At 68.6% G+C, this 22,197-nt stretch carries 20 protein-coding genes; 10 read left to right on the forward strand and 10 right to left on the reverse strand.

The window, feature by feature from the left end:
* The first annotated feature begins 43 nt into the window (after window positions 1-43).
* The 4 genes from MBA17_RS06925 (at window position 44) to MBA17_RS06940 (ending at window position 1,987) form a co-directional block, all read left to right on the forward strand.
* A complete protein-coding gene (locus MBA17_RS06925) occupies window positions 44-256 on the forward strand; it encodes an MbtH family protein (RefSeq protein WP_238495442.1) in 213 nt (70 codons plus the stop codon).
* A 113-nt stretch (window positions 257-369) separates the two neighbouring features.
* Window positions 370-660 (forward strand): hypothetical protein, encoded by a 291-nt coding sequence (locus MBA17_RS06930; RefSeq protein ID WP_238495443.1) that lies wholly within the window; start codon window positions 370-372, stop codon window positions 658-660.
* 329 nt (window positions 661-989) lie between these two features.
* Window positions 990-1,559, forward strand: coding sequence for a hypothetical protein (locus MBA17_RS06935; RefSeq protein WP_238495444.1), 570 nt, complete (start codon window positions 990-992; stop codon window positions 1,557-1,559).
* A 128-nt stretch (window positions 1,560-1,687) separates the two neighbouring features.
* Window positions 1,688-1,987 carry a UTRA domain-containing protein gene (locus tag MBA17_RS06940; RefSeq protein WP_238495445.1) on the forward strand — a complete coding sequence of 100 codons (300 nt, stop codon included), beginning with the start codon at window positions 1,688-1,690 and terminating at the stop codon, window positions 1,985-1,987.
* A gap of 178 nt (window positions 1,988-2,165) precedes the next feature.
* Here the strand turns inward: MBA17_RS06940 and MBA17_RS06945 are convergent, their stop codons facing one another.
* On the reverse strand, window positions 2,166-2,762 hold the full coding sequence (locus tag MBA17_RS06945; RefSeq protein WP_238495446.1) for a TetR/AcrR family transcriptional regulator: 597 nt from the start codon (window positions 2,760-2,762) through the stop codon (window positions 2,166-2,168).
* Window positions 2,763-2,845: 83 nt separating this feature from the next.
* Here MBA17_RS06945 and MBA17_RS06950 point away from each other — a divergent pair, with 83 nt between their 5' ends.
* On the forward strand, window positions 2,846-3,253 hold the full coding sequence (locus MBA17_RS06950) for a RidA family protein (protein WP_238495447.1): 408 nt from the start codon (window positions 2,846-2,848) through the stop codon (window positions 3,251-3,253).
* A 115-nt stretch (window positions 3,254-3,368) separates the two neighbouring features.
* On the opposite strand, the gene MBA17_RS06955 is transcribed toward MBA17_RS06950, so the two are convergent.
* The 5 genes from MBA17_RS06955 to MBA17_RS06975 all read right to left on the reverse strand — a co-directional run bounded on the left by MBA17_RS06955 (window position 3,369) and on the right by MBA17_RS06975 (window position 9,840).
* The gene (locus MBA17_RS06955; protein WP_238495448.1) at window positions 3,369-4,184 is read right to left on the reverse strand and encodes a polysaccharide lyase family 20 protein; all 816 of its coding nucleotides are present in this window, start codon (window positions 4,182-4,184) and stop codon (window positions 3,369-3,371) included.
* A gap of 292 nt (window positions 4,185-4,476) precedes the next feature.
* Window positions 4,477-6,501 carry an AfsR/SARP family transcriptional regulator gene (locus MBA17_RS06960; RefSeq protein ID WP_238495449.1) on the reverse strand — a complete coding sequence of 675 codons (2,025 nt, stop codon included), beginning with the start codon at window positions 6,499-6,501 and terminating at the stop codon, window positions 4,477-4,479.
* Between the two features lie 438 nt (window positions 6,502-6,939).
* On the reverse strand, window positions 6,940-7,629 hold the full coding sequence (locus MBA17_RS06965; RefSeq protein WP_238495450.1) for a response regulator: 690 nt from the start codon (window positions 7,627-7,629) through the stop codon (window positions 6,940-6,942).
* Window positions 7,599-8,720 (reverse strand): hypothetical protein, encoded by a 1,122-nt coding sequence (locus MBA17_RS06970; RefSeq protein WP_238495451.1) that lies wholly within the window; start codon window positions 8,718-8,720, stop codon window positions 7,599-7,601. Before MBA17_RS06970 ends, MBA17_RS06965 begins: the two co-directional genes overlap by 31 nt.
* The gene (locus MBA17_RS06975; protein ID WP_238495452.1) at window positions 8,713-9,840 is read right to left on the reverse strand and encodes a sensor histidine kinase; all 1,128 of its coding nucleotides are present in this window, start codon (window positions 9,838-9,840) and stop codon (window positions 8,713-8,715) included. Before MBA17_RS06975 ends, MBA17_RS06970 begins: the two co-directional genes overlap by 8 nt.
* A 271-nt stretch (window positions 9,841-10,111) precedes the next feature.
* Here MBA17_RS06975 and MBA17_RS06980 point away from each other — a divergent pair, with 271 nt between their 5' ends.
* The 3 genes from MBA17_RS06980 to MBA17_RS06990 all read left to right on the forward strand — a co-directional run bounded on the left by MBA17_RS06980 (window position 10,112) and on the right by MBA17_RS06990 (window position 12,588).
* Window positions 10,112-10,669, forward strand: a complete 558-nt coding sequence (locus MBA17_RS06980; RefSeq protein WP_238495453.1) for an MFS transporter — start codon at window positions 10,112-10,114, stop codon at window positions 10,667-10,669.
* 159 nt (window positions 10,670-10,828) lie between these two features.
* Window positions 10,829-11,398 carry a copper chaperone PCu(A)C gene (locus MBA17_RS06985; RefSeq protein WP_238495454.1) on the forward strand — a complete coding sequence of 190 codons (570 nt, stop codon included), beginning with the start codon at window positions 10,829-10,831 and terminating at the stop codon, window positions 11,396-11,398.
* The gene (locus MBA17_RS06990; RefSeq protein WP_238495455.1) at window positions 11,398-12,588 is read left to right on the forward strand and encodes a Dyp-type peroxidase; all 1,191 of its coding nucleotides are present in this window, start codon (window positions 11,398-11,400) and stop codon (window positions 12,586-12,588) included. Before MBA17_RS06985 ends, MBA17_RS06990 begins: the two co-directional genes overlap by 1 nt.
* Window positions 12,589-12,699: 111 nt before the next feature.
* Here MBA17_RS06990 and MBA17_RS06995 read toward each other — a convergent pair whose 3' ends face one another.
* From MBA17_RS06995 to MBA17_RS07005, 3 genes are all read right to left on the reverse strand, one after another.
* Window positions 12,700-14,088: a PepSY-associated TM helix domain-containing protein gene (locus MBA17_RS06995; RefSeq protein WP_238495456.1), complete on the reverse strand. Its 1,389-nt coding sequence runs from the start codon at window positions 14,086-14,088 to the stop codon at window positions 12,700-12,702.
* Between the two features lie 144 nt (window positions 14,089-14,232).
* Complete coding sequence (locus MBA17_RS07000; protein WP_238495457.1) at window positions 14,233-14,928, reverse strand: hypothetical protein; 696 nt, start codon at window positions 14,926-14,928, stop codon at window positions 14,233-14,235.
* A gap of 413 nt (window positions 14,929-15,341) precedes the next feature.
* Entirely contained in the window at window positions 15,342-16,352 is a 1,011-nt protein-coding gene (locus MBA17_RS07005; protein ID WP_238495458.1) for a helix-turn-helix domain-containing protein, read from the reverse strand.
* Window positions 16,353-16,521: 169 nt separating this feature from the next.
* Here MBA17_RS07005 and MBA17_RS07010 point away from each other — a divergent pair, with 169 nt between their 5' ends.
* Window positions 16,522-20,346, forward strand: a complete 3,825-nt coding sequence (locus MBA17_RS07010; RefSeq protein ID WP_238495459.1) for a S8 family peptidase — start codon at window positions 16,522-16,524, stop codon at window positions 20,344-20,346.
* Window positions 20,347-20,653: 307 nt separating this feature from the next.
* Here MBA17_RS07010 and MBA17_RS07015 read toward each other — a convergent pair whose 3' ends face one another.
* Complete coding sequence (locus tag MBA17_RS07015) at window positions 20,654-21,592, reverse strand: aldo/keto reductase (protein ID WP_238495460.1); 939 nt, start codon at window positions 21,590-21,592, stop codon at window positions 20,654-20,656.
* Between the two features lie 401 nt (window positions 21,593-21,993).
* Here MBA17_RS07015 and MBA17_RS07020 point away from each other — a divergent pair, with 401 nt between their 5' ends.
* Window positions 21,994-22,197: a hypothetical protein gene (locus MBA17_RS07020; RefSeq protein ID WP_238495461.1), complete on the forward strand. Its 204-nt coding sequence runs from the start codon at window positions 21,994-21,996 to the stop codon at window positions 22,195-22,197.

Consider the following 22,197-nt stretch of genomic DNA (forward strand, 5'->3'; position numbering starts at 1 on the left):
ACGGCGCGCCGGCCGCCCCGTCGGACCCCGGGAGGGACCGCGCATGACCACCAACCCGTTCGACGACGCCGACGGCCGCTTCCTGGTCCTGGTCAACGCCGAGAACCAGCACTCCTTGTGGCCCTCCTTCGCCGAGGTCCCCGTCGGCTGGACCATCGCCTTCTCCGAGAACACCCGCGCCGCCTGCCTGGACTACATCGAGACGCACTGGACCGACCTGCGCCCTCGCTCTCTGGCCAAGACCATGAACGGCTGACCACCCGCAAGCCCCTCCCGGTCTTTGCAGGGCGGCGACGGCCGGCGCCGCGGCGGTGAACGCGTCGCCCTCGTCGGTGTCGCCGTCGTCCCTTCGACATACTGAACGCTAGCTTGACCATCTCCCCGCTACTTCGGCGGTATCCACTGGATGCAGCTCTCTGCAGTGACTTGCTGAGCTGGGCGTTCTCTGTCCTGGCTGTCCTCGACCTCATCCACCGGGCCAGGCAGGATGCCGAGTCCCAGGAACGCGACAGAGCAGCCGCGTCGCTGGGAACGGACAACTCCCTGATCGCCGATCGGCAGAAGATCGCAGACGAACTCCGCCACGCCACGGGAACCCTCCAGGAGAATCTCCGGCACACCGCCGAGATGATCGAACGACTTCAGAGGCTGCGCCGCTGATCGATCAGCGGCGGGACGGAGGGCAGGCGCCGACGCGGAAGCTCATCCGGCAGACCACCTGCCCGTCCCCTGTCTGACTCTCCAGAGGCTTCCGGCGGGGCTCCGAAATCATCGGAAGCGTATCGCCCAGTTTCACGTGTCGTCGACACTGGCCGAGGCATACACGGAATTCAGGCTTGTGCGAAGTTGCCTCCTGAAATATTTGCCATCGAGTCATCATAATATTAATAAAGCAACAAGGTACGGCACTTGCCATATGACTGTCGCGATTGTTTCAATTAGAGGAAACGCCCATAGTCTCAATCACCAAATAGTCAATGGAGGAAAAAATGCTGGTTGCAAACATCTCGTACGACTACGGACTCGACGGCGGCGAGCGAGTCAAGGGCGGTTCGCTCTGGACTGAAAGAAAATCGGAGACCAAGCAACCCACTTTCAATGGGTCTCAAATCAGTTGCGATCTTGAAAACGTAGACTCGATTATTCTTAATGACGGCCGCGCAGTCAAGGTCTTTTGGGATAAAGAGGTCTTCGGTGTGGGCGGCGACCCCACACTTCTACTAAGAGGACATCGAGACGTGGCATTGATCTCTACATTCGAGGGGCAAACTCTCGTGGCGCGGGCCGAACCAACCGAGGATGGACGCATTGGCATTGCCATCGAGAACGAGAATGGGAAGGCATTGTTCGTCGGAATGGGCGATCTGATTGAAATCGACCATCCAGCAAAGTTTCAATTGCTCGCCGACTTCTCTCATGTTTACCAATGGCGTAGATCGAGTCCAAGTAGTTGCGCCCATACTCATGGGTCAATTCGAGTTACCCCGACCACCCCTGGCCATGGTGTAGGCGGCCCAGCCGTACCCGATGGTGGGCCACGCGATGCGGGCCCACAGTAGTGGCTTAGATGGCCGTATTCCGTATCGCCGAGTGCTGAACGTGTGTTCGCCGATGGCGCTCCCACAGAAGCACATATGGATGCAAAAGGGTCAAATTCCTAATCAGTGGGCAGGAGCGAACTGCTAAGTTGCCGTTGTCCGTCGGCAGGCTCGTCCTCGACGAGGATCTGTCGAACGTCTCGCTTTACGGTCTGCTGGAGCGCAAGTACAGCGTGCAGTTCACGACCGGACGGCGGTCGATAGAAGCCGGCCTCGCGAGCGAGACGATGGCCAAGGCGCTGCAAGTTCTTCCAGGCGCTCCTTTGCTTATTCTGCGAAGCTTGGCGTTCGACGACGCCGGTAATCCGCTCGAGCGGTTCGCCGGGTTCCACCGCGGCGACCTCAGCCGATTCCTCGTCAACATCTACCGCCATCCCCCCACCGAATAGTGGCCGCAGCCTGTCGGATCGCAGTAGATGTCTGGACCGCGATGTTGATGCTGTCCTGGGTGGGGTCGTCGGGACCGCCTGCCTGGAACGGTGCCGGGCTGGTGAACAGGGGGTCGTTGTCGTCGAGGTGAGGCGTCCGTTGACGCCGTGTCGGAGAACTCGAAGCGGCGATCAGAGGTCAGGGGCGCCAGCCGCGTTCGACTGACCGACGGCATTGTTCGGGGTCGTCGCCTGCGCTGGTGAACAGGGCGGTCAGCAGCGGCACGCCATGGGCCAGCGCCTGATGGGGCAGGGGGCCGGTGGCGACCAGTGACGCCAGTCCATGTCCGATGGTCCAGCTCTGTATGGCCAGCGCCAGCGGGTCGATGTCGTCGCGAAAGCGGCCGGTGGCCGTGGCCCGTTCGACGGCCCGGACCAGAAAGTGCAGCGTGTCATCCGCGGCCGCGGCGTTCTCGAGTTCGAACCCGGCGTCGAACATGACCCGGTAGAGATCGGGACCGGCCATGGCGTTGGACAGGTATGCGGCGCCGAGAGCGGCCAGATCCCGTACCGGATCCTTCGATGGCGCGACCGCGGCGAGGCGGGCGGCCAGGCGGGTGAAGCCTTCCTGTCGCATCGCTGTCCACAGGCCGTCCATGCCGCCGAAGTAGGTGTAGACGGCCATGGTCGACACTCCGGTTCCGGCCACCAGTGAGCGGAGCGTGACCGGCTGCCGAGCGGCGAGCATCCGCGCGGCTCGGTCGATCAGCAGAGAGCGGACCGCAGGATCCTTCATCCTCACCATGGCACCACAATACATAACTTTGCTATGTTATTGGTGAGCACCGACCATGCTGTGCCGATGTGCAAGGAGCGGACATGACCGTGACGCTGGTCAACCCTGACGGGCTGCCGAAACCCGACGTCTACCGCCAGTTGTCGATCGCCACCGGATCGAAGCTGGTCTTCCTGGCGGGCCAGGTGGCCCGCGATGCCCAGGGCCAACCGGTCGGTGAGGGGGATCTGGCCGCTCAGGTCGAGCAGGCTTACCTCAATATCGGCACCGCCATGGCCGGGGCCGGCGGATCCTTCGATGATGTGGCCAAGCTGACCGTCTACGTCGTCGACTGGACACCCGACAAGCTGCCACTGCTGGGCGAGGGGGTCGCTCGGGCGGCGGCCAAGCTGGGGGTCGACCCGGTCAAGCCGATCACGCTGCTGGGCGTTGCGGCGCTGGGAGAACCCGATCTGCTGGTCGAGGTCGAGGCCACTGCCGTCATCGACTGAGTCGAGGCGCCTCAGATCACGCCTGCCGTCCCCCCCGGGCCGGCAGGCGTGATCACTTCAGCATGCGGGCATGGCTGAGCGAGTTCGCGTACGCGAGATCGATGATGATGAGGGCCTAGTTGACAGCGGGGTCGACCTCGCTGAAGGACTTGCCCACGGCGATGTTGTCGTGGATGACCGTGCGGCTCTCGACTTCGGTTGGCCCGGTGTTCCACGCAGGCTTATATATGCCCCATTTAAGGTAGCCGCGAGTGGACTTATCGTCGTTGAACGTATTTGGACCGGTAGCGCTCAAGACCTTGCGCCACCCAGGATTCTTGTGGGTCTGATACCAGCCGTCGACACTGCCATTGCTGTCGTGGCTCCATTTGAACTTGAAGACGAAGTCGTGCCACTGCCCCGGTTTCACATCGGCGAGGTCGAAACTGGTCTTGCGGACGGAATCCGATGTGGAGCAGGCGTTACTGTCAGAGTTGACCCGCAACCGCCACTTTCCCGAGGGTTGCACACTGAGGAAAGCGCTGGGATTCTTGTCGGATTCACACTCGTCGCGCCATGGCTTCCACTGGAACAAAATGTCTTCTCTTGAGTCGCTCTGCCAGGTGCTCATGAGGTAGACACTGAACCCATAGTAGACAGTGTCGCCGGCCCCGAAATGGCTGTTCTTGATGTTGAGCGTGTGGCTTTCCGCCCTGGCACCCCCGGCGACCATCTGGTCACCGTACTTCAGATAACTCCGGATCGCATATTTTCCGGTCCTCGGCAGGTCGTCGACCTGGATCGAGGTTCGGCAACATTCGTTGAATCCCAGTGCCGGGTTTCCCGAGGACTTCGAACCGTTCTCGTAGCCGAGCCGAAGTACGGCAGCGGATTCCGCCTCTGCGACGTACGCGGAGGCATTCGCCGCCACGGGACTGACGACGGCGAGCACGACTACCGCCGAGGACAGGACCCTGCAGCATTTAGCGTATGCCGGTTTCACAAGGGCGCGGGTAACCACTGTAGAGATCTTCCCATCGACTGGCAAAAGGCTCGATTGATCGCGGCAGAGAGAGCCCACTGAGGATCTCCGGCAGTTTAATGGGTCACCGACGGTGAGCGTCAATCCAGAGCCCGCCGCCTGACGCCGGAACATACCGGAGGCATACCCGGACAAGCGTGTCATGAGATCGGCCCGGATCCAGACCCGCTCTCATCCGGACCTGTCCGGCCGTCGAACCCGCTCATGGCACTGAGGTGCTCTTCACCATCGAGGGATTGTCGGCCCGGATACACGGGGAGCCGAACAGGGCGGCCTGTTCGCGGGCATAGAGGCGGATCAAGTCGTGCATCCGATAGCGGCCGTACTCGGCGGATTCGAGAAGGCGGGCGTCCAAGAGATGATTGAGCGCGGCTTCCACACGGTGTTCCGGCCAGTCGGTGAGAGCGGACACGGCAGGCGCCGTATGGGTGGGATTTTCCAGCAAGCCGATCAGGAGGAACGCGTGGGCGGCGTCGTGACCCGCGGGTCCTCTCAGCAGGTGCTGAAGGCTGACCGCGATGCTGGCCCGCATCGCCAGGTCGGCGTGTTCGAGGGCGTCAAGGCGGCGGTTGGGATCGGCGAGCTGATCGGCCAGATGGGTCAGCGTCCGATCGGGCCGGGCAGCCAGGCGCGCCGCCGCGATGCGCAGCGCGTGGGGAAGGCCGCTGCACTGCCGGACGATCTGCTGCGCCGCTTCCGGTTCGGCACGGACTCGGCCGGAATCCGCGATGCGGGTGAACAGCGCGGTGGCGTCGGCATCGTCGAGCCCGGTCAGACGCAGGTGGCTCGCACTGTCGAGTGACGCCATGATCCGGCGGCTGGTGACGATGACCGCGCATGAGGACCCGGCCGGAATGAGCGGCCGGACCTGGCTCGCGTCGAGCGCGTCGTCGAGGACGACGAGCAGGTTACGCGTCGAGGTAAGTGATCGGTAGCGGGCGGCGGCCTCGTCCAGGGTGGGCGGCATGGCGGTGCCGTTGAGCCCGAGTGAGCGCAGCAGCCGGCTCAGTGCCTCGAACGGCGACAGCGGCTGCAGCCCGGCGGTGGCGGCGCGCAGGTCGACGTAGAGAACGCCATCGGCGAAGCGGTCGGCGATGGCGTGCGCGGCGTGGATGGCCAGCGCGGACTTGCCGATCCCGCCAGGACCGTTTATCGCAGCGACGGCCGGCGGTCCGGGCACGGTGTCGGTGAGCGTCTTGTGCAGCCACGCGATTTCCGTGGTGCGGGCGGTGAACGCCCGGTTATCGGCGGGGAGTTCGATCGGGATGATGGGCCTGGCGAGTGCGGTTCGCTGCGCCGGAGAGGTGAGGTGGAGTGCGGGATCCCGCCGGAGCACCGCCTGCTGCAGCCGGCGCAACGCCGCTCCTGGTTCGATGCCCAGCTCATCGATCATGACGCGACGCGTCTCCTGGTACACCGCGAGAGCTTCGGACGACCGGGCGGCCCGATACAGCGCCAGCATCAGCTGGGCGCGCGGACGTTCCCGCAGCGGGTGGGCATCGGCATGGGCGGTGAGCACCGGCACCACCGCGTGATGGTCACCAGCTGCCAGGCGTAGGTCGATGTGGTCCTCCAGCGTGGCCAGGCGCTCCTCTTCCAGTCGGGCGGACTCGACCTGGGCCCATGAGGCGGTCATGCCGGCCAGCGCGTTGCCGTTGCCTCGCCACAGTGCCAGCGCCCGTTGGAACAGCTCGTCGGCCTTCGCGATCTCGCCGTGCGCTCGTGCGGCACGTGCCTGGCGTCCCAGGAGCGTGAACAGGTGGGCGTCGACGCGCTCGCACGCAAGGTTCAGCTGGTACCCGCCGGAGACGGTCGCGATGACTTCGTCGTCCTGGTGCGGCGAGAGCAAGCCGCGCAGCTTCGACACCACGATGTGCAGTTGCTTGCCTGCTGTCGTCGCTGTGCAGTGGCCCCACACCTGGGCGAGGAGTTCTTCCGCGGCGACCGGCTGCCCAGCGCTCAGTGCCAGCCTGGCCAAAACCCCGACTCGCCGCTCACCGGCCAGTCTCACCAGCTCACCGTTCGCCGTGGTCTCCCATGGCCCCAGGATTTTGATCTCCAGTCCCATCAGGGCTCTCCTTGTCATATTGGACAGCCGACGCAAGTGGAGGGAGACGCCTGCTCGTAGGGGGCGGGACAGCCAAAGCCATCCTGCCCGGCGAGTCGACGCACAACGCGAACGCCTCAAAGCGCCGCGACCCCGATCCCGACGATCACGCTGGTCCACAGCGTCTGGACGGACGACTCACACTGGAACGGGGTCCTCGCCAGGCGGCGGCGCAGTCGTCATCAACGCCGCCGACCCCCGTTTGAGTGCTGGTGCACGTCTCCGCGTTCATCCCCGAGAGAACATCGTCGGTCTGTCCGTGGCCATGTCGGCGGCTAGATCAACACCGGTCCCACTCGCCTGCGGAATGCCATCGGCTGACTCCGCGACATCGGCCAGAACTAGTCGATCACTTTCACGTACAAGTCCTCACTGAATGTGCGAGCAATCGTGAGCACGCCCGTTGCTCAAGATCAGCGGCAAGATAGGAACCTTTCCATCGCTTTCACATTCATTGCTGATACCCGCTGCCTCGTCGCAGGGGATATCCGCGCGGACTCGCCACGACTGATCGTCATTGTATGAAAGCGCAGGCCACACCGGTGTCCGGCGAACGCCCTACAACTGGGTCTCCGTCTGGTTGAGCTCGGCGAGCGTGATGAGTCCGTCGTCGAGGGCACGGCCGACGAGTTCGCTCTTGGTACGAGCGGCCCGCCCCACGTTGGCGTACTTCACCCGCACTCGTGCGATGTAGGTGTCGACGGTCTTGACCGTGATGTTGAGCTTCGCGGCGACGAGATCCTTGGACGAGGACACGAACCACGCCCGCAGCACCTCGGTTTCCCGCTGGGACAGGCGCGGCCGGCCGGGGGAATCGTCGGCGACGAGCGCCCCGGACAGGGACGGCGCGGTGTACGGCTCGCCCCGCGCGGCAGCCCGGATGGCGGCCACCAGGTGCTCGGGCCCCTCCCGCTTGGTCAGGTAGGCGAGCGCGCCGAGGTCGACGCATTTGATCACGGTCGCATCGTCGGTGTGCTGGGAATACACGATCACACGCCGGCCGCTGTCGACCAGCCTGCGAAGCTCGCCGAAGTCCGGTCGGCGCGGCACCAGTTCCAGATCGAAGATCACCACGTCGGCGACGGCGCCGGGGCCGGTCCAGACATCGGCGAGCCGGTCCCCGGCATCGATGAGATTGATCGGTGGCACGGCTTGGGAGCACCAGAAGTGCACGCCTGCGGTGATGGCCGCATGATCGTCCACGATCACCGCAGTGATCAGCTCGCCAGCTGCCGAATCGGCTGCCATCGGGCCTCCATCCAGACCGTATCGTCGTTGTTCAGCGCCTCGACCTGTACGCCGGGTGTCGCCGGGCTCGGCATGTTCAGCTCACCGCAGTCCGCGACCACACTGACCGACACCAGGTCAGCACTGCCCGTGACGGTGACCCGTGCCCGGGAGACGGTGGTGGCGAGGACGATGAGCGCCGCCTCGGTGAGATCGCGCCGAACGGCCACGGGCGGCTCGGGCCACCGGCCGCGTGCGTCCAGTTCCACCACGACGCCCTTGCGATCCGCCACGTCGATGCAGTGGCGCAGCTCGTGCAACAGGGGATTCGCGACATTGTCCGCCTCCGCGAACAGTCTCCGCATCCGGGCCGCCTCGATGGCGCAGCGCCCCTGGACCACCGGGTCCTCGGGGCGCAGCGAGCCGTCGGCGAGCCCTTCCAGGAGCGGGATCGTGGTGGCCGACAGCTCAACGAACCGTTGCTGCCTGCGGCTGTGGGACTCCGCGGCGACGACCTCGGCGATGCGTACCTGTTCGATCTCCCTGCGGGAGATCGCCGCCGCCGCGCTGAGGCCGCGCATGACGGACGCCACCACGGCCAGGCACAGCGGGAAGCCGAACACGGTCACCGAGCCGGTGGCGAACCGGGCCATGTCCCCCCGGCTGGGGTCGTCGAGCAGGAGCAGGTTGAGCAGGGCGGTGAGCTCGTGGGCCAGCAGGAACGACACGGCGGTCCGCAGTGGGCGATCGAGCAGTACGACGATGCCCACCCAGTTGGCGGCGCCGAAAATCCAATCAACGGTGGTCGACGTGCGCCCGTCCGGCAGGGTCACATACGACAGTGCGGACGCGCTGAGCACGATGACGATGGCGGGCCCACGCAACCGGTTCCACGAACGCCCTCGGACGAGCAGCGTGGCCTCAACGGCGAGCACGGCTCCCAGCGCCGCGAGGGCGGTCAGCTGCGCGAGCGGTGACTCGTATCTGTCCATGTAGCGCATCAAGTTGGTCAGTCCGAGCCCGAACACGGTGACCACGGCGACGAGCAGCGTCGCGATCCGCAGGCCGTGCCTCAACTGCGCGCGCGTCACCTCCTCGCCGGTGTCACGCATGGCCGGCCTGCCACTCCAGCCGTACGAGGGTGCCCTCGCCCACGGCGGAGGTGATCGTGGCCGTGCCGCCGACGCGGCTCATCCTGCCGCGCACGGACTCGCGTATGCCGCGCCGGGTGGCCGGCACGTCCGTCGGCGAGAACCCCTTCCCCCGATCGGCGATGTCGAGTCGCAGTGTCCTCTCGCTGCCGAGCAGCCGGACGGTCGCGCACGTCGTGCCCGCGTGGCGACGTACGTTGGTAAGGGTTTCCCGTGCCGCGTCGGCGATCGCCCTGGCGACGTCGAACGGAAGGCGCAACTGCGCGGGCGCGTCGAACTCCACGGTCAGATGCGTGGCGTCGAGGTCGGCGCGCAGCAGGTCGACGAGGTCCGCGTACGGCGGCGCCTGCCTGTTGTCGGAGCGCAGCCAGTCCAGATCGCGGCGCGCCTGCGGTGCCAGCCAGTCCGCGTCCGAACGCACCTGCCCGATGCCGACCATCAGCAGGGTCGTCGCCGCCGTGTCGTGCAACGCGTTGGCGAGCTCGCGTTCCTCCGCACGGGCTGCCTCGGCCACCAGCGACTCGCCGCGCGCGCGCACGGCCTCGGCCGCCATTCGGTCGGCCCGTTCCGCGGCGCGCTTGACGAGCACCCAAGCCGCTCTGGACAGCGCGGCCGCCGGGATCGCCCACACTGTCCCGGCGATCAGGCTCTCGTCCATGTCCGCCGCTCCCGCCGCGATGAGGAGGACCACCGCCCCGCCTCCAGCCGCCAGCGCCGCCGCGCCGCCCGCCAGCGGCCGAGTGTGCCACTGGCACGTCACACAGGCGAAAGTGACCAGAAGCCGCAGCCACCCGGTGTTCCTGTCCTCTACGGCGCCGGTCCAGAAGACGCTCGCGAACAGTCCGAGCAGGACGACCACGTCGAGGGCGACCGGCATGCTCCCCCGGCCCATCCGCAGCCACCACGCGTATCCGCAGGTCCAGGCGGCTGCGGCAGCTACCACGTACGCCGTGGCCGGCAAGTGCTCGGGAGGGGCACGGAACAGGGCGATCACGCAGATCGGAACGAGCGTCGCCAGGCGCACGGCGGCCGCGTATCGGCGGCCGAAGCGCACCAGCAGCCGCACTGCCTCCTCAGCCAACCGTCACCCTCTCAACTGACCCGCTCGCGATCTCGCTGCGACGCAGCCTAACGAGTCGCCCGGTCCATCCGAGAATGGCGGTGATTGTCGAGATTGACGCCGAGCCGAAGGTAGCAGTTTCCTCAGAGCTTCGACCGTGATCACGTGACTGGCCCTTTGAGCCATCACGACGGTCGCATACAGACTTCTTACCCTAAATAAACACACATCGGTAGATACCGAACCAGGCTGGATGCCGGAGCGCCGCCCCAGATGGGATGATTGCCGCACCATGCCCGCCTCATTGCCGTTCCGTATCGCCCGGGCCACGGTCTTCGCCGTGGTCTGCGTCGGGCTGAGCGTTACGGTGCACCTGTTCGCCGGAGGATCGGTCTCCGCGCCGAGCGCGGCGGTCGGGCTGGCGCTGGCCTTCGCCATGGCTTCGGCGGCGGCGGGACGTGAGCGTTCGCCGGCCGTGATCCTGCCGCTGCTGACCTGCCTGCAGGCCGTGCTGCATGTGCTGTTCTCCCTGGCCCACGCGCCATCTCCCGCCATGGCCGCAGAGCATGTGCACTCTGGGCTGGTGCCGGGGCTGGGCATGCTGATCATGCACGGCTGGGCGGTCGGGCTGACCGGTTTGTGGCTGGCGCGCGGTGAGTCGGTGCTGTGGACGGTGGTGCGGCGGCTGCTGGTACGGCTGCGCCGTGTCCTTCTCGTGGTCGCGGTGCCGGAAGGGCCGCCCTTCCTCGCCGTCTCCGCCGCCGAACCGGATGCGCCGCGCTCGGCGGTGCTGCGCCACGCCGTACATCGGCGGGGCCCTCCCTGGCTGGTCACCGCCACCTCCGGCTGACCGTTTCCGGTTCCGGAGGTGGTCGCGCGTCTCTGTGCCCGTGTGCACGGGCCCGCGCCGAGCCGCCGTCGCGCGGCCCGGCGGATGAAACCTGCGTGACCTCTTTCCGGCATGGCCGCCGATCGCGCGGCCCGCCGTACAGCCAGAAGGGCTTTCAGCGTGTTCTCTCGCCGTACTCTTTCCGCCGCGCTCCTCTTCGCCGCGGCGGTGACGCTCACCGGGTGCTCCTCCCCCGCCACCGGCACGGCAGTGCCGGCATCTCCCTCGCCCGCGGCGGCCTCCCCGTCGGCTTCCGCTCCGGCTCTGACGATCAGCGATCCGTGGGTGAAGACCGCCGAGAAGGGCATGTCGGCCGCGTTCGGCACCCTGGTCAACAACAGCGACAACGAGGTCAGGGTCGTCTCGGGCGCCTCCCCGCTCTCATCCAGGATCGAACTTCACGAGGTCGTGGAGGCCGAGGGCAAGATGGTGATGCGCCCCAAGGAGGGCGGATTCGTCATCCCCGCGCACGGCACGCACCGGCTTGAGCCCGGCGGTGACCACATCATGCTGATGGACATCACCGAAGAGGTGCGGCCCGGCGCGCAGATCCCGTTCACACTCACGTCGGACGGCGGCGCGACCCTGAAGTTCACCGCCACCGGCAAGGACTTCGCCGGCGGCAAGGAGGACTACCAGCCGGGCATGGACATGGGTGCGGACAAGGGCACGGACGAGAGCGCCGGCTGATGGCCGGGCCACGTCTCACCCGGCGCGGCCTGCTCGCGGGAGGCGCCGCCACCGCGGTCGGCGCCCTCGCGGCCTCCGCCCCGGAACAGGAGCCCTCCCGTACGGCGGTTTCGACGGGCGCGGCCGTCGAACCCTTCCACGGACCCCACCAGGCGGGGGTGGCCACCGTGCCACAGTCCCACGCCGTCTTCGTCGGGCTGGACCTGCAGCCCGGCGTCGACCGTGAGGCCATCGTCCGGATGATGGGGTTGCTCACCGATGACGCCCGCCGGCTGACCGGAGGCAGGGCCGCGCTCGCCGACACCGAGCCCGAACTGGCCGCCCTGCCGGCCCGGCTGACCGTCACCTTCGGGTTCGGCCCCGGCCTGTTCTCCACGGCCGGTGTCGAGCGGCAGCGGCCGGGCCCGGTACGGCCCCTGCCGTCCTTCGGTATCGACAAGCTGGAGAAACGGTGGAACGGCGGAGATCTGTTGCTGCAGATCTGCGCCGACGACGGCCTCACGCTGGCCCATGCCCTGCGCATGATCATCAAGGACGCCCGATCCTTCGCCGGGGTGAAGTGGGTCCAGCGCGGGTTCCGGCGCGGCCCCGGAGTCCAGGCCGCCGGGTCGACCCAGCGCAACGTCATGGGCCAGCTGGACGGGACCGTCAACCCCCGGCCCGGCACCGCGGACTTCGACCGGGCCGTGTGGGTGACCGACGGCCCGGACTGGCTGCGCGGCGGCACCACGCTGGTGCTCCGGCGGATCCGCGCGGAGATGGAGACCTGGGACGCCGCCGACCGGGTGGCGAAGGAGTTCACCGTGGGACGCCGGTTGGACACCGGCGCCCCGCTGACCGGGCGGCGGGAGCATGACGAGCCGGACTTCGACCGGCTCACACCCGTCGGCTTCCCCGTCATCGCCGACCAGGCCCACATCCGACGGGCCCACGTCGCCGACCCGGGAATGCGGATCTTCCGCCGGGTCTACAACTACGACGAAGGGCTCACCCCTGACGGGCACGCCGACTCCGGGCTGATCTTCGCGTCCTACCAGGCCGACATCACCCGGCAGTTCCTCCCGATCCAGCGGAAGCTGGCGGAGGCCGACCTGCTCAACGAGTGGACGACCCCCGTCGGGTCGGCCGTCTTCGCCATCCCGCCCGGCTGTGCGCCGGACGGGTGGATCGGCGAGACCCTGCTGTCCTGATCACCGCTGACCTGTGCCCGGCCATCCGCCGGGCACAGGTCTTGACGGGGGCCGAACCGGCTCCTCGGGGGACACACCCTTTCGGGCAGGACCATTCATTGAGAAGGCGGATCAGCGGAGGGCGCGAGAACGGAGCCCGAGCAGGCCGTCGAGCACGAGGAAGGCCGCCAGGGAAACGCCCAGCAGCGGAAGGAAGACCCCCACAACGCCCGCGGCCAGGGCCAGGACCGCCAGAACCGCCCAGTGCACGCCCCGCCAGGAGCCCCGGTGGTACGGCGGGCCGAACCCCCGGGTGGGACGGCGCCGCCACCACATCAGATAGCCGAGTCCGATGAGCGAGATGAGCCCGGTGGCCAGCACGGCCAGGAAGATCTGGTTGGCGAGGCCGAACAGCAGGCCCATATGGGCGTCGATGCCCCAGCGGGTGAGTTTGGCCGCAAGCGGGAAGTGCGCGAAGCGCAACTCTTCGGTCACCTGCCCGCTAGCCGGGTCGACCGCCACCTGGTCCAGCCGCTGCGGCCACAGGGTGTCAACCTCCTTGACGATATAACCGGCGCCGGGTTCGCCCGGCCAGACGATCTCCAGCGGCCCGGACAGGCCCTTGGCCGCGGCGGCCCGCGCGACCTGGTCCGCGCCGATGTCGGCGGTCGCCGCGGTGTGCTCGGGGCCGCCGGTATGGGCGGCGTGCTCGTCCCCGGAGGCGGAGATGGCCGGGGTGGACCAGCCGAGCGCGGCCCGCAGCTCCCCGACGTTCTCGCCGGCGTACTTCGACCAGGTCAGCCCGGTGGCGGAGAGGAACAACAGGCCGAGCACCGCCCACAGCCCGATCGAGCCGTGCCAGGACAGCGTGCGGCGCAGGCCGGTGGTGCCGCGTTCGGGGGCGAGCAGGCGGCGTGGCCTGCGGCTGGAACGGCGGCGGGTCAGCCACAGCAGCAGCCCGCCGAGCGCGACGATCCACAGCCAGCTGGCTGCCAGCTCGCTGTAGATCCGTCCAGGTTCGCCCAGATGCAGGGTCCGGTGGAGCCCGGAGATCCAGGCGCGCACCGGCAACGCTCCGGAACTGCCGTAGCTCTCCTGAGTGCCACGTACCTCGGCGGTATAGGGGTCGACGAAGACGGCCAGCTTCGTGCTCTCGCCCAGCCCGGGCACGTCCATCAGCACCCGGGTCGTCCGGCCGGGCTCATCGGCCGTCCGTACGGAACTGACGGTTCCGCGTGGTAGCGCGGCGCGCGCCGCGTCGACCTGGTCGGACAGCGGCACGCGGGTCGGTCCGACCGGCGCGTTCAACTCGTGCGCATAGACGACCTGTTCTATCTGGAAGGAGGCGGCGTACAGCGCGCCGGTGGAGGCGGCGACGAGCAGGAACGGGGCGATCAGGATGCCGGCGTAGAAGTGCAGGCGCAGCACCAGAGGGCGCAGGGCGCCCCAGGTCGCCTGCCGGGAGGGAGCGGCGGGATCGGCCGCCCGCTCCGCCGGCGTGACGTCAGCGGGGGAGGTCATCAGGGCGTATCTCCGTTTCACACAGGGAACGCGTACGTCGACGGGTACGCGTGTTGTGGCCATGGGCCGTTCGTTCACGGCCATCACGGACTGGACCGGGGCCGGTTTCGGGCCACGGCCGGGAGCGGGCGTCAGACGCCCGGGTCAGAGAACGGAGGGGAGCGCCGGCGGACCACGCCGGGAGACGACCGCCGCCAGCAGCGTCGAGGTGAGAGGCGCCGCGTCGGTGCGGCGGATGATCGGGACGGGCCGTTCGGTCACGATCAGCGGCGCGAGCAGCCGGACGATGAGCCGGTGCATCAAGGTGACGGCAAGGTGAAGCAGGGAGGCCAGGGCCGACTCACCCCGTTCCAGCCACCAGGCGGAACCGACCGCCGCCAACCCGTGCACCAGCAGCATGCCGAGCCCGCCGCCGTGCTGATGCGAGAGGTGACCGGCGAGGGACGAAGGCTCGGGCACGGCACCGGCGCTGAACAGGTGATGCATGCCGTACTGGCTGGTGAAGCAGGCCACCAGCAGCGCACCGCGGCCACGCTGGCGGGCGCCCAATGCGAACGCGCCTGCCCACGTCAGCGCCGTGGCCCCCATCAGGACCCCGAGCTGGACCCTGCCGCCTCCCGCCAGGCCGTGCAGCGTGGCCGACACCGCCACGCACGCCACCGCGAACACCACGGCACGCATCGCGCGCACCGGAGGCCATCCGACATGCACCCTGTGATGCTCCCAGGCAGGGGCGCCGCCCCGGCAGCCGGGAAGAAGGGCCCGGCCGGCGGCGGTATCCACCGCTGCGACACGGTGATCGCAGGTGCTGCCCGCGACGGTGTACGTGCGGGTACGCATGGCCCTCCTTCCGCCGCCGGTACTTCTCCAGACAGAGGTACGGCCGGCGGCTCCGGCATGGCTCAAATGCTCCGCATCAGATTTTCCGGCGTCAACCAGGGCGAGAACCGGCCCTTGCGGCTCCGGACGGTCGAGGCGCCGACAGTCCCCGCACCCGTCTCCCCCGCCCACGCCGCTGGGACCGCGCGATCAGGGGGCATCCGTGGAGGTCACCGAGGTGGTCGGCGAACCATCGGCCGCTTGTCCGTGGAGCCGGCACTTCACCCAGGCGATGACCGGCTCGTCGTCAGGGAAGCGCGCGAGGGACTGATAGTCGCGGGACCGTACCTGCAAGTTTCATCGGCGGGCCGATCGATTCGGGCGGCGCCGCCTACGGTTCAGGCGGTTGTGAGTGAGAGCCAGGTCACGTGGAGTCAGTCGAGGTCGCGGGTGAAGAGGTCGTTACGGGCGGCGAGGAAGCCGGCGTGGAACCGGGTGCGCGCGCCGAGTTGCTCGCACAGGGCCTGGACCCGGCGCTGCACGGTGCGCGAGCTTATCCGGAGCTGCCTGGCGATCGCGTCGTCCTTCATGCCGGTGGCCAGCAGCGTGAGCACCTCGATGTCCGAGGGCGGCGGCCGGGTGCCGGGTTCGAACTGGGGGTCGTCACCGCCAGGCAGTGGCGCCAGGTGCAGGGGGGCGGCCGAGCGCCACAGTGCCTCGAACAGCCCGAGCAGCGCGTCGAGCAGCGCCGAGGGGTGTACCACCAGCGCGTTCTCGTCAGCCTCCGCCTGTTCGGAGACCAGCGGCAGGATCGCGGTGCGCCCGTCGGCGATGGCCAGTTTGAGCGGCACCTCGCCGAAGCGCGCCTGCTCGCCGTCCTCGATCGCGCGGCGGGTGTGTTCGAGCATCTTCGGCTCGTCGAACGCGAGCGGGCCGTAGACGGCGCGCACCCGGGCTCGGCTGCGCCGGGTGCGCCGCTGGTTCTCCTCCTCATCGCTGATGTCCACCGCGTACGGCGGGTGCACCAGCACCAGGAGTTCCTCGGTGGCGTTGCGTTCGAGCTGGAGGAAGCGGCGGGCGACGGTGTCCCGCCCGGTGACCACCTCCAGCACCTCCTCCGGGTGTCCGCCGTGGTCGGAGACCTCGGTGGCCAGCAGCGCCGCCGCGGTCCTGCTCAAGGTGATCTCCTCCTGGCGGCGGGCCACCAGGATGTCGACGGCGAGGTCGGGCGGCGTCGCGATCAGCCGAAGTGGTCTGCCCGCGACCCGGGTGACCAGGCCGAGGTTCTCCATCCTCGGCAGCATCCGGCGGATCGCCGCGACCGACACCTCGGTCTCCGAGGAGAGGCTGCTCAGGGTGGACGGTCCGTGCCGGAGCAGCGCACGGTAGGTCACCTCCTCGGTGCCGCCGACTCCGAGGCCTTCCAGCAATCGCCGTTCCGTCATTTCCCCGCCCTCGTCCGGATCAGGCCAGCAGGGCCGAGCTTAGAGCCGACGCCGCCCCCTGTCTGATTCATGACATGTCCATTTGTCGCCAGCAAAGGTCGTGGACATCGATTGATCTGATGACTACGAATTGGGCAGCCTCTATTACCAATTAAGTGGGTGTTGCTACATGGGGTTCCGGCACGGAGAACGACGCTTACGCCGTCCCGCCGTCACCGTATCCGTCACGACCGTCTGCCTGGCCACAGCGGTGGCCTCCACCATGCTCACCGGGCAGGCGGTCGCGCGGACCGCCGTGCCGCAGGCCGAATTCGGCACCGCGAAGTCCAGCACCCACGACATCACCCTGATCACCGGCGACCGGGTGCACGTCACTGTGGCCCCCGACGATCGCAGCACCGCGACGGTGACCCCGGCGCCCCGCGCGAAGGGAGTCCTGCCCACCGGCTTCCACATCCAGGAACGCGGCGGGCAGGTCTACGTCTACCCCGGCGACATGCTGGACCTGATCCCGGAGCGCCTGGACCCCGAGCTGTTCAACGTCACCGCGCTTGCCGAGCAGGGCCAGGCCGACACGGCGGCGCGTTCGATCCCGCTCATCCTCACCTACCGCGAACAGGCCACCAAGGCGGCGATCCCGCAGGTCGAACAGGTACGTGCGCTGGAGAGCCTGAACGGCGCCGGCGTGTCCCTGGCCAAGGACCAGGCGGCCCGGTTCGGCGGTGCGCTGGCCCAGCTGGCCGCCGCGCCGCGTGCCCAGGCGGCGAGCCCGCTCGACGGGGTGGCGAAGATCTGGCTCGACCGGAAGGTCGAGCCGGTGCTGGACCGCAGCGTGCCGCAGATCAACGCGCCCGCCGCGTGGTCGGCCGGGTTCGACGGCGCGGGCACCACCGTGGCGATCTTGGACAGCGGGATCGACACCGGCCATCCCGACCTGACCGGGCGGGTCGCCGCCGAGCGTGACTTCAGCGGCGAAGGCTCGGCCACGGACCTGAACGGCCACGGCACCCACGTCGCCGCGACCGTGGGAGGCGCCGGCGAGCACAAGGGCGTCGCCCCCGGTGCCCGGATCGTCAACGGCCGGGTGCTGAACGCGGACGGCGTCGGGTTCTCCTCCTGGGTCATCGACGGGATGGAATGGGCGGCCGGAGAGGCCGGCGCCGAGATCGTGAACATGAGCCTGGGAAGCCCGGAGCCCGGCGGCCCGCTCACCGACGCCATCGGCGCGCTGACCGAACGGCACGGCACCCTGTTCGTCGTGGCCGCCGGCAACTACGGCTGCGCGGTGTGCGTCGGCAGCCCCGGAGACTCACCGGCGGCGCTGACCGTGGGCGCGGTGGATGCCGAGGACCGGATGGCGGAGTTCTCCAGCTACGGCCCGGTCGGCCTGGACCGCCTGATCAAGCCGGACGTGACCGCGCCCGGCGTGGGGATCGTCGCAGCCAGGGCCCGCGGCACCGAGCTCGGTGAGCCGGTGGGCGACGCCCACACCAGAATGTCGGGCACCTCGATGGCGGCCCCGCACGTCGCCGGGGCCGCCGCGCTGCTCAGGCAGGCCAGGCCGGGCATCAAGGCCACCGAGCTGAAGTCGCTGCTGATGGGTACGGCCAAGCCGACGGCGGATGTCACACCGGACCGGCAGGGCACCGGCAGGGTGGACGTCGCCGCCGCACTCGCCGGACTGGTCGTCGCCTCCTCGGGTTCCCTCGGCTTCGGAGTGGTGGTGATGCCCGACGGCGAGCCCGTCACCCGGACCGTGACGTACCGCAACCCCGGACCCGCCCAGGCCGTCCTCGACCTGGCGGCGGGCGGCGCGTTCACCGTCACCCCCGCCGAACTCTCCCTGCCCCCGGGCGGCGAGGCACAGGTGACCGTCACCCTTGACCCGGCCGAGGTCGCGGCCGGACCCCAGCGCGCCGAACTGGTCGCCACCTCGCGCGCCGGCGGGACGCTGCGGACCCTGCTGGCCGGCAACGCCGAGCCCGAGCGGCTGGAACTGCGGATGTCCTCGATCGCCAGGGACGGCCGGGCCACTCGTACCGTGGCCAACGTGGTCAACCTGGCGGACGGCGGCCTCGACGGGAAGGCCATGCCGCACGACCCCATCCCGTACTGCCCCGGGGACCGGACGGGTGAATGCCTGCTCGTCCTGCCCGGCACCTACTCGGTCCTCGGACGGGTCGAGACCATGCACCCGTCGAAGGACCCGTACGACAACAACCGCGGCAGCGTGCTGCACGGCAGCCTGGTCGGCGACCCGGAGGTGGAGGTCACCGGCGACACCGAGATCGTGCTCGACGCGCGCAAGGCCACCGAGGTGCTCGTCACGACCCCCGACCACCGCACGCACCGCAACCCGGGGGCCGCCTCCAAGCTGAGCTGGCACCGTTCCCCCGTGCAGGGGCCGGACAGCGTCGACTTCTACCTCGGCGGCGGCAACCTCGAAGAGCGGATCTTCATCCAGCCCACCGAGCGGGTCACCAAGGGCGAGTTCGGCGTCGCCAGCCGCTGGCGGCTGGAGGCACCCGAGATCACCATGAAGACCCCGGGCATCGACCTGCGCCCCGAGTACTACGACTCGGTGTGGTTCAGCGACGACTCCACCCAGTACCCGCGTCTGGACGGCACCTCGATCCTGCTCGCCGCCGACGCGAGGCGGGCCGGGGCGGAGGACCTGGCCGGGATGAATCTGCGCGGCAGGCTCGCGCTGATCCGCCGCGACCCGCAGGTCACGGTCGCGGCCCAGGCCAACGCCGCCGCCGCGGCCGGCGCCAAGATGGTCGCCGTCTACAGCGACACCCCCGGCATGGACGGCGCGTTCCCCGGCTCGGGCGAAAAGCTCGCCGTCCCGACCGTACGGCTGACGCACGAGGAGGGCAGGCGGCTGCTCGACCGGATGCGCCGCCTGCCGGTCACCATCGTCGCCACCGGCGTCGTGGCCAGCCCCTACGCCTACGACTTCTACCCACGCGAGGAGGGGCGCGTCCCCGGCAAGCTCGAATACGTCGCGCGGGCCAGATCCATGGCCAGGGTGGACATGACGTTCCGCACCCAGCAGGCCGGCAACACGGTCATCGCCGAGACGCGCACCGGCAGGCAGTCATGGGAGGACGCGGCGTACGACTTCTGGCGCCCGGTGCGGCGCACGCCCTTCACCAGGGCCGACTACATCACGGCCGATCCCGGGGTCACGTGGTCCGCGATGGTCATCACGCCGGAGCCGTACCAGAACGTGCACTGGCAGCCGCCGGAGATCTCCAGGACCCTGCTCGTGGAGACGGACGAACGCTCCTACCGGCCGGGCTCGCGGACCGCACTCGACTGGTTGAAGCAGCCGATCCTCCCGGGCCTCCCGCCGTACGACCCGGTGCGCAGGCAGGGTGACCGGATCTCGGTCAACCTGCAGGGCTTCGCGGACGCCCACGGCAACATGGGGCCCGCCTGGAGCGAGCCGTTCGAGGGCGGCACGAAGACCGGCTTCCGGCTCTACCAGGGCGACACCCTGCTCGCCGAAACCACCCGGGAAGCCGTCGGCACCATCGCGCTCCCCGAGGCCGCCGCGACCTACCGGATGGAGTACGACCTGGCACTGCACGCTCCCTGGGCGAGGCTGTCCACCCGGACGAGGACGGTGTGGACGTTCGGCTCGCAGCGCCCCGGCGGTGCCGTGACCACCACGGTCCCGTTGCTGATCGCCGACTACGACATCCCGTCCGACCTGCGCAACAGGAGCACCTCCGGCAAGCTCGGGCTCCGGCTGCGGCACCAGAAGGGGTCGGCGACGAGTGCGATCAAAGACGTGTCCGTGGAGGTCTCCTACGACGACGGCGCGACCTGGCGTGCCGCCGAACGGCTCCGCGCCAAGGGCGGCGACGCCTACGAGGCCACCCTCGGCCGCGGCACCGGCGACCACGTCTCGCTCCGCGTCAAGGCCGCCGACGGCAAGGGCGGCACGCTGACCCAGGAGGTGATCCGCGCCTTCGCCAGGCGCTGACGGCGCACGCCAACCGTCCCGGACGGCGAAGCACCAAAAGCCCTCCCGGACGGCGAAGCACCGAAAGCCCTCCCGGACGGCGGAGCACCGAAACCGGGAGCCGGGCGGGCGCCAACCGAGACCCGTCCGGCTCCCGGGAGCCGGGCGGGTCTCACCGCGCTCAGCCGAAGTGGACGCCTTCCGCCTTCTTGCGACCGAACTCGCCGGAGCCCTGTATGGCGATGCGCGTGTTCCGGGCGGCACGGCGATGGGTCACGAGGGTCCTTGACCTCGGTGCGGAAGTGGGATCGGGATTCGGCGTGCCGGGTCAGTCATCGATGGTGGAGGGCGGCGTTCCCAGCGCCTGCAACGCGGGCCAGAAGTCATCGGGAATCGTGGTGAGGCGCAACTTCTCGAGCTGAGCGATCCGTTCCGGCCGGCTCACGCCGACCACCGTGGAGTGGATCAGCGGGCAGCGCAGTGAGAAGTGCAACGCCGCCGCGGGGAGCTCGATCGACCACGAATTGCACAGCTCCCGGGCGCGGTCGACCCAGGCCAGCAACTCCGGCGACGCCTCGCGGTAGGCATAGCGGGTGCCGCCGCCGGCAAGGAGTCCGCCGCCGAACGGGGCGGCGTTGAAGATGCCCATACCGCGCGCCGCCGCCTCGGCCATCAATTCCTCTGCGCGCCGGTCGATGAGGGTGTAGCGATTGTGGGTGAGCAGCACGTCGAACGCGCCGCTGGTCACGTACCGGGTCATCAGCTTGATCTCGCCGGCGGCGACGCCGATGGCGCCGATCAGACCTTGTTCGCGAAGCTCGTTCAGGCCCTGGACCGCCCCGCCGGGCGCGAAGGCCTCCTCGACCGTGATCGAGTACGGATCGTGCAGGTGGAGCAGCGGCAACGTGTCCAGTCCCAGCCGCGCCGTACTCTCCTCGAAGGACCGCCAGACGCGATCCCGGTCGAAGCGCCCGGTCTCGGGGTCGGCGTCGGCCTTGGAGACGATGTGGTGTCCCGCCGGCAGCCCGTACGCCGCGATCGCCTGCCCGAGGGCGGATTCACTGCGTCCTTGGGCGTAGTTGTTCGAGGTGTCGATCACCGCGGACGGCGCAGAGAGCAGCGTCCGCGCCAGTTCCGCGGACTGCGGGGCAGGGGAGCCGTCCGGCTGGGCCGGGTTACCGAGTGACGAGGTGCCAAGGCTGATCGCACTCACAGGGAGGCCGGTGCCGCCGAGCGGGCGCACTTGGTCGTCATCAGAGAAAGTCATGCTGCTCATCCTCTGATACTCGACCCCGGCGGCAGCGATCCCACCCCCTCCCGATGGAAGGGCGCCGCCCGAATCGGTCATGGCCGGCGGGGACGCTCGGAAGAGTCCTGACACCGTACATCGCTAGTAAAGGTACGGCACGCATCTCCAGCGTGCTTTTCGAGAGTCGATGACTTGGATTCGCGGATTCGCTCCCGCTCCGGTCAACACACTGTTCGTGTAGAGGAAAATTCTCCCCAGTGCGCGATTCGAATCACCACGACAGGTTCGGGTCAACGCACTTCCTCGACTCACCAGATATGCGGATAAATTCCGGAAACGGCCTTGCTGGATGCGGACGGTGGGGAGCATGCTGGGGATGCAGAAGAATCTTCGTCATCTCGCGCAGGAGGCTGAAGAGCATGTCCGAGGAGTCGGAGTACGCATCGGCGAGTTCGTCTCTCCGAGAGCTCAAGAAGAAACTGGACGAGGCCGCCGACGATGTAGGCCGCGTTCTCAAGCTACAGAAGATCCGCAGCGAAGGCGGGGGCGTCGAGCAACTGGCGGGTCTGAGCTCGCAATCCAACAATTGCAGTTCCTACAGCGTGAGTTGCACCCCGGTGTGA

Source organism: Dolomitihabitans soli, from assembly GCF_022213955.1.
GTDB lineage: Bacteria > Actinomycetota > Actinomycetes > Streptosporangiales > Streptosporangiaceae > Streptosporangium_A > Streptosporangium_A soli.

What these genes read in the sequence shown, in the direction of transcription:
- MBA17_RS07015 (WP_238495460.1), bottom strand. Translation starts at nt 21,592, where the DNA reads ATGACTTTCTCTGATGACGACCAAGTGCGCCCGCTCGGCGGCACCGGC.
- MBA17_RS07020 (WP_238495461.1), top strand. Translation starts at nt 21,994, where the DNA reads ATGTCCGAGGAGTCGGAGTACGCATCGGCGAGTTCGTCTCTCCGAGAG.
- MBA17_RS07000 (WP_238495457.1), bottom strand. Translation starts at nt 14,928, where the DNA reads ATGCGTACCCGCACGTACACCGTCGCGGGCAGCACCTGCGATCACCGT.
- MBA17_RS06980 (WP_238495453.1), top strand. Translation starts at nt 10,112, where the DNA reads ATGCCCGCCTCATTGCCGTTCCGTATCGCCCGGGCCACGGTCTTCGCC.
- MBA17_RS06990 (WP_238495455.1), top strand. Translation starts at nt 11,398, where the DNA reads ATGGCCGGGCCACGTCTCACCCGGCGCGGCCTGCTCGCGGGAGGCGCC.
- MBA17_RS06970 (WP_238495451.1), bottom strand. Translation starts at nt 8,720, where the DNA reads ATGCGTGACACCGGCGAGGAGGTGACGCGCGCGCAGTTGAGGCACGGC.
- MBA17_RS06925 (WP_238495442.1), top strand. Translation starts at nt 44, where the DNA reads ATGACCACCAACCCGTTCGACGACGCCGACGGCCGCTTCCTGGTCCTG.
- MBA17_RS06950 (WP_238495447.1), top strand. Translation starts at nt 2,846, where the DNA reads ATGACCGTGACGCTGGTCAACCCTGACGGGCTGCCGAAACCCGACGTC.
- MBA17_RS06965 (WP_238495450.1), bottom strand. Translation starts at nt 7,629, where the DNA reads ATGGCAGCCGATTCGGCAGCTGGCGAGCTGATCACTGCGGTGATCGTG.
- MBA17_RS07010 (WP_238495459.1), top strand. Translation starts at nt 16,522, where the DNA reads ATGGGGTTCCGGCACGGAGAACGACGCTTACGCCGTCCCGCCGTCACC.
- MBA17_RS06945 (WP_238495446.1), bottom strand. Translation starts at nt 2,762, where the DNA reads ATGAAGGATCCTGCGGTCCGCTCTCTGCTGATCGACCGAGCCGCGCGG.
- MBA17_RS06935 (WP_238495444.1), top strand. Translation starts at nt 990, where the DNA reads ATGCTGGTTGCAAACATCTCGTACGACTACGGACTCGACGGCGGCGAG.
- MBA17_RS07005 (WP_238495458.1), bottom strand. Translation starts at nt 16,352, where the DNA reads ATGACGGAACGGCGATTGCTGGAAGGCCTCGGAGTCGGCGGCACCGAG.
- MBA17_RS06995 (WP_238495456.1), bottom strand. Translation starts at nt 14,088, where the DNA reads ATGACCTCCCCCGCTGACGTCACGCCGGCGGAGCGGGCGGCCGATCCC.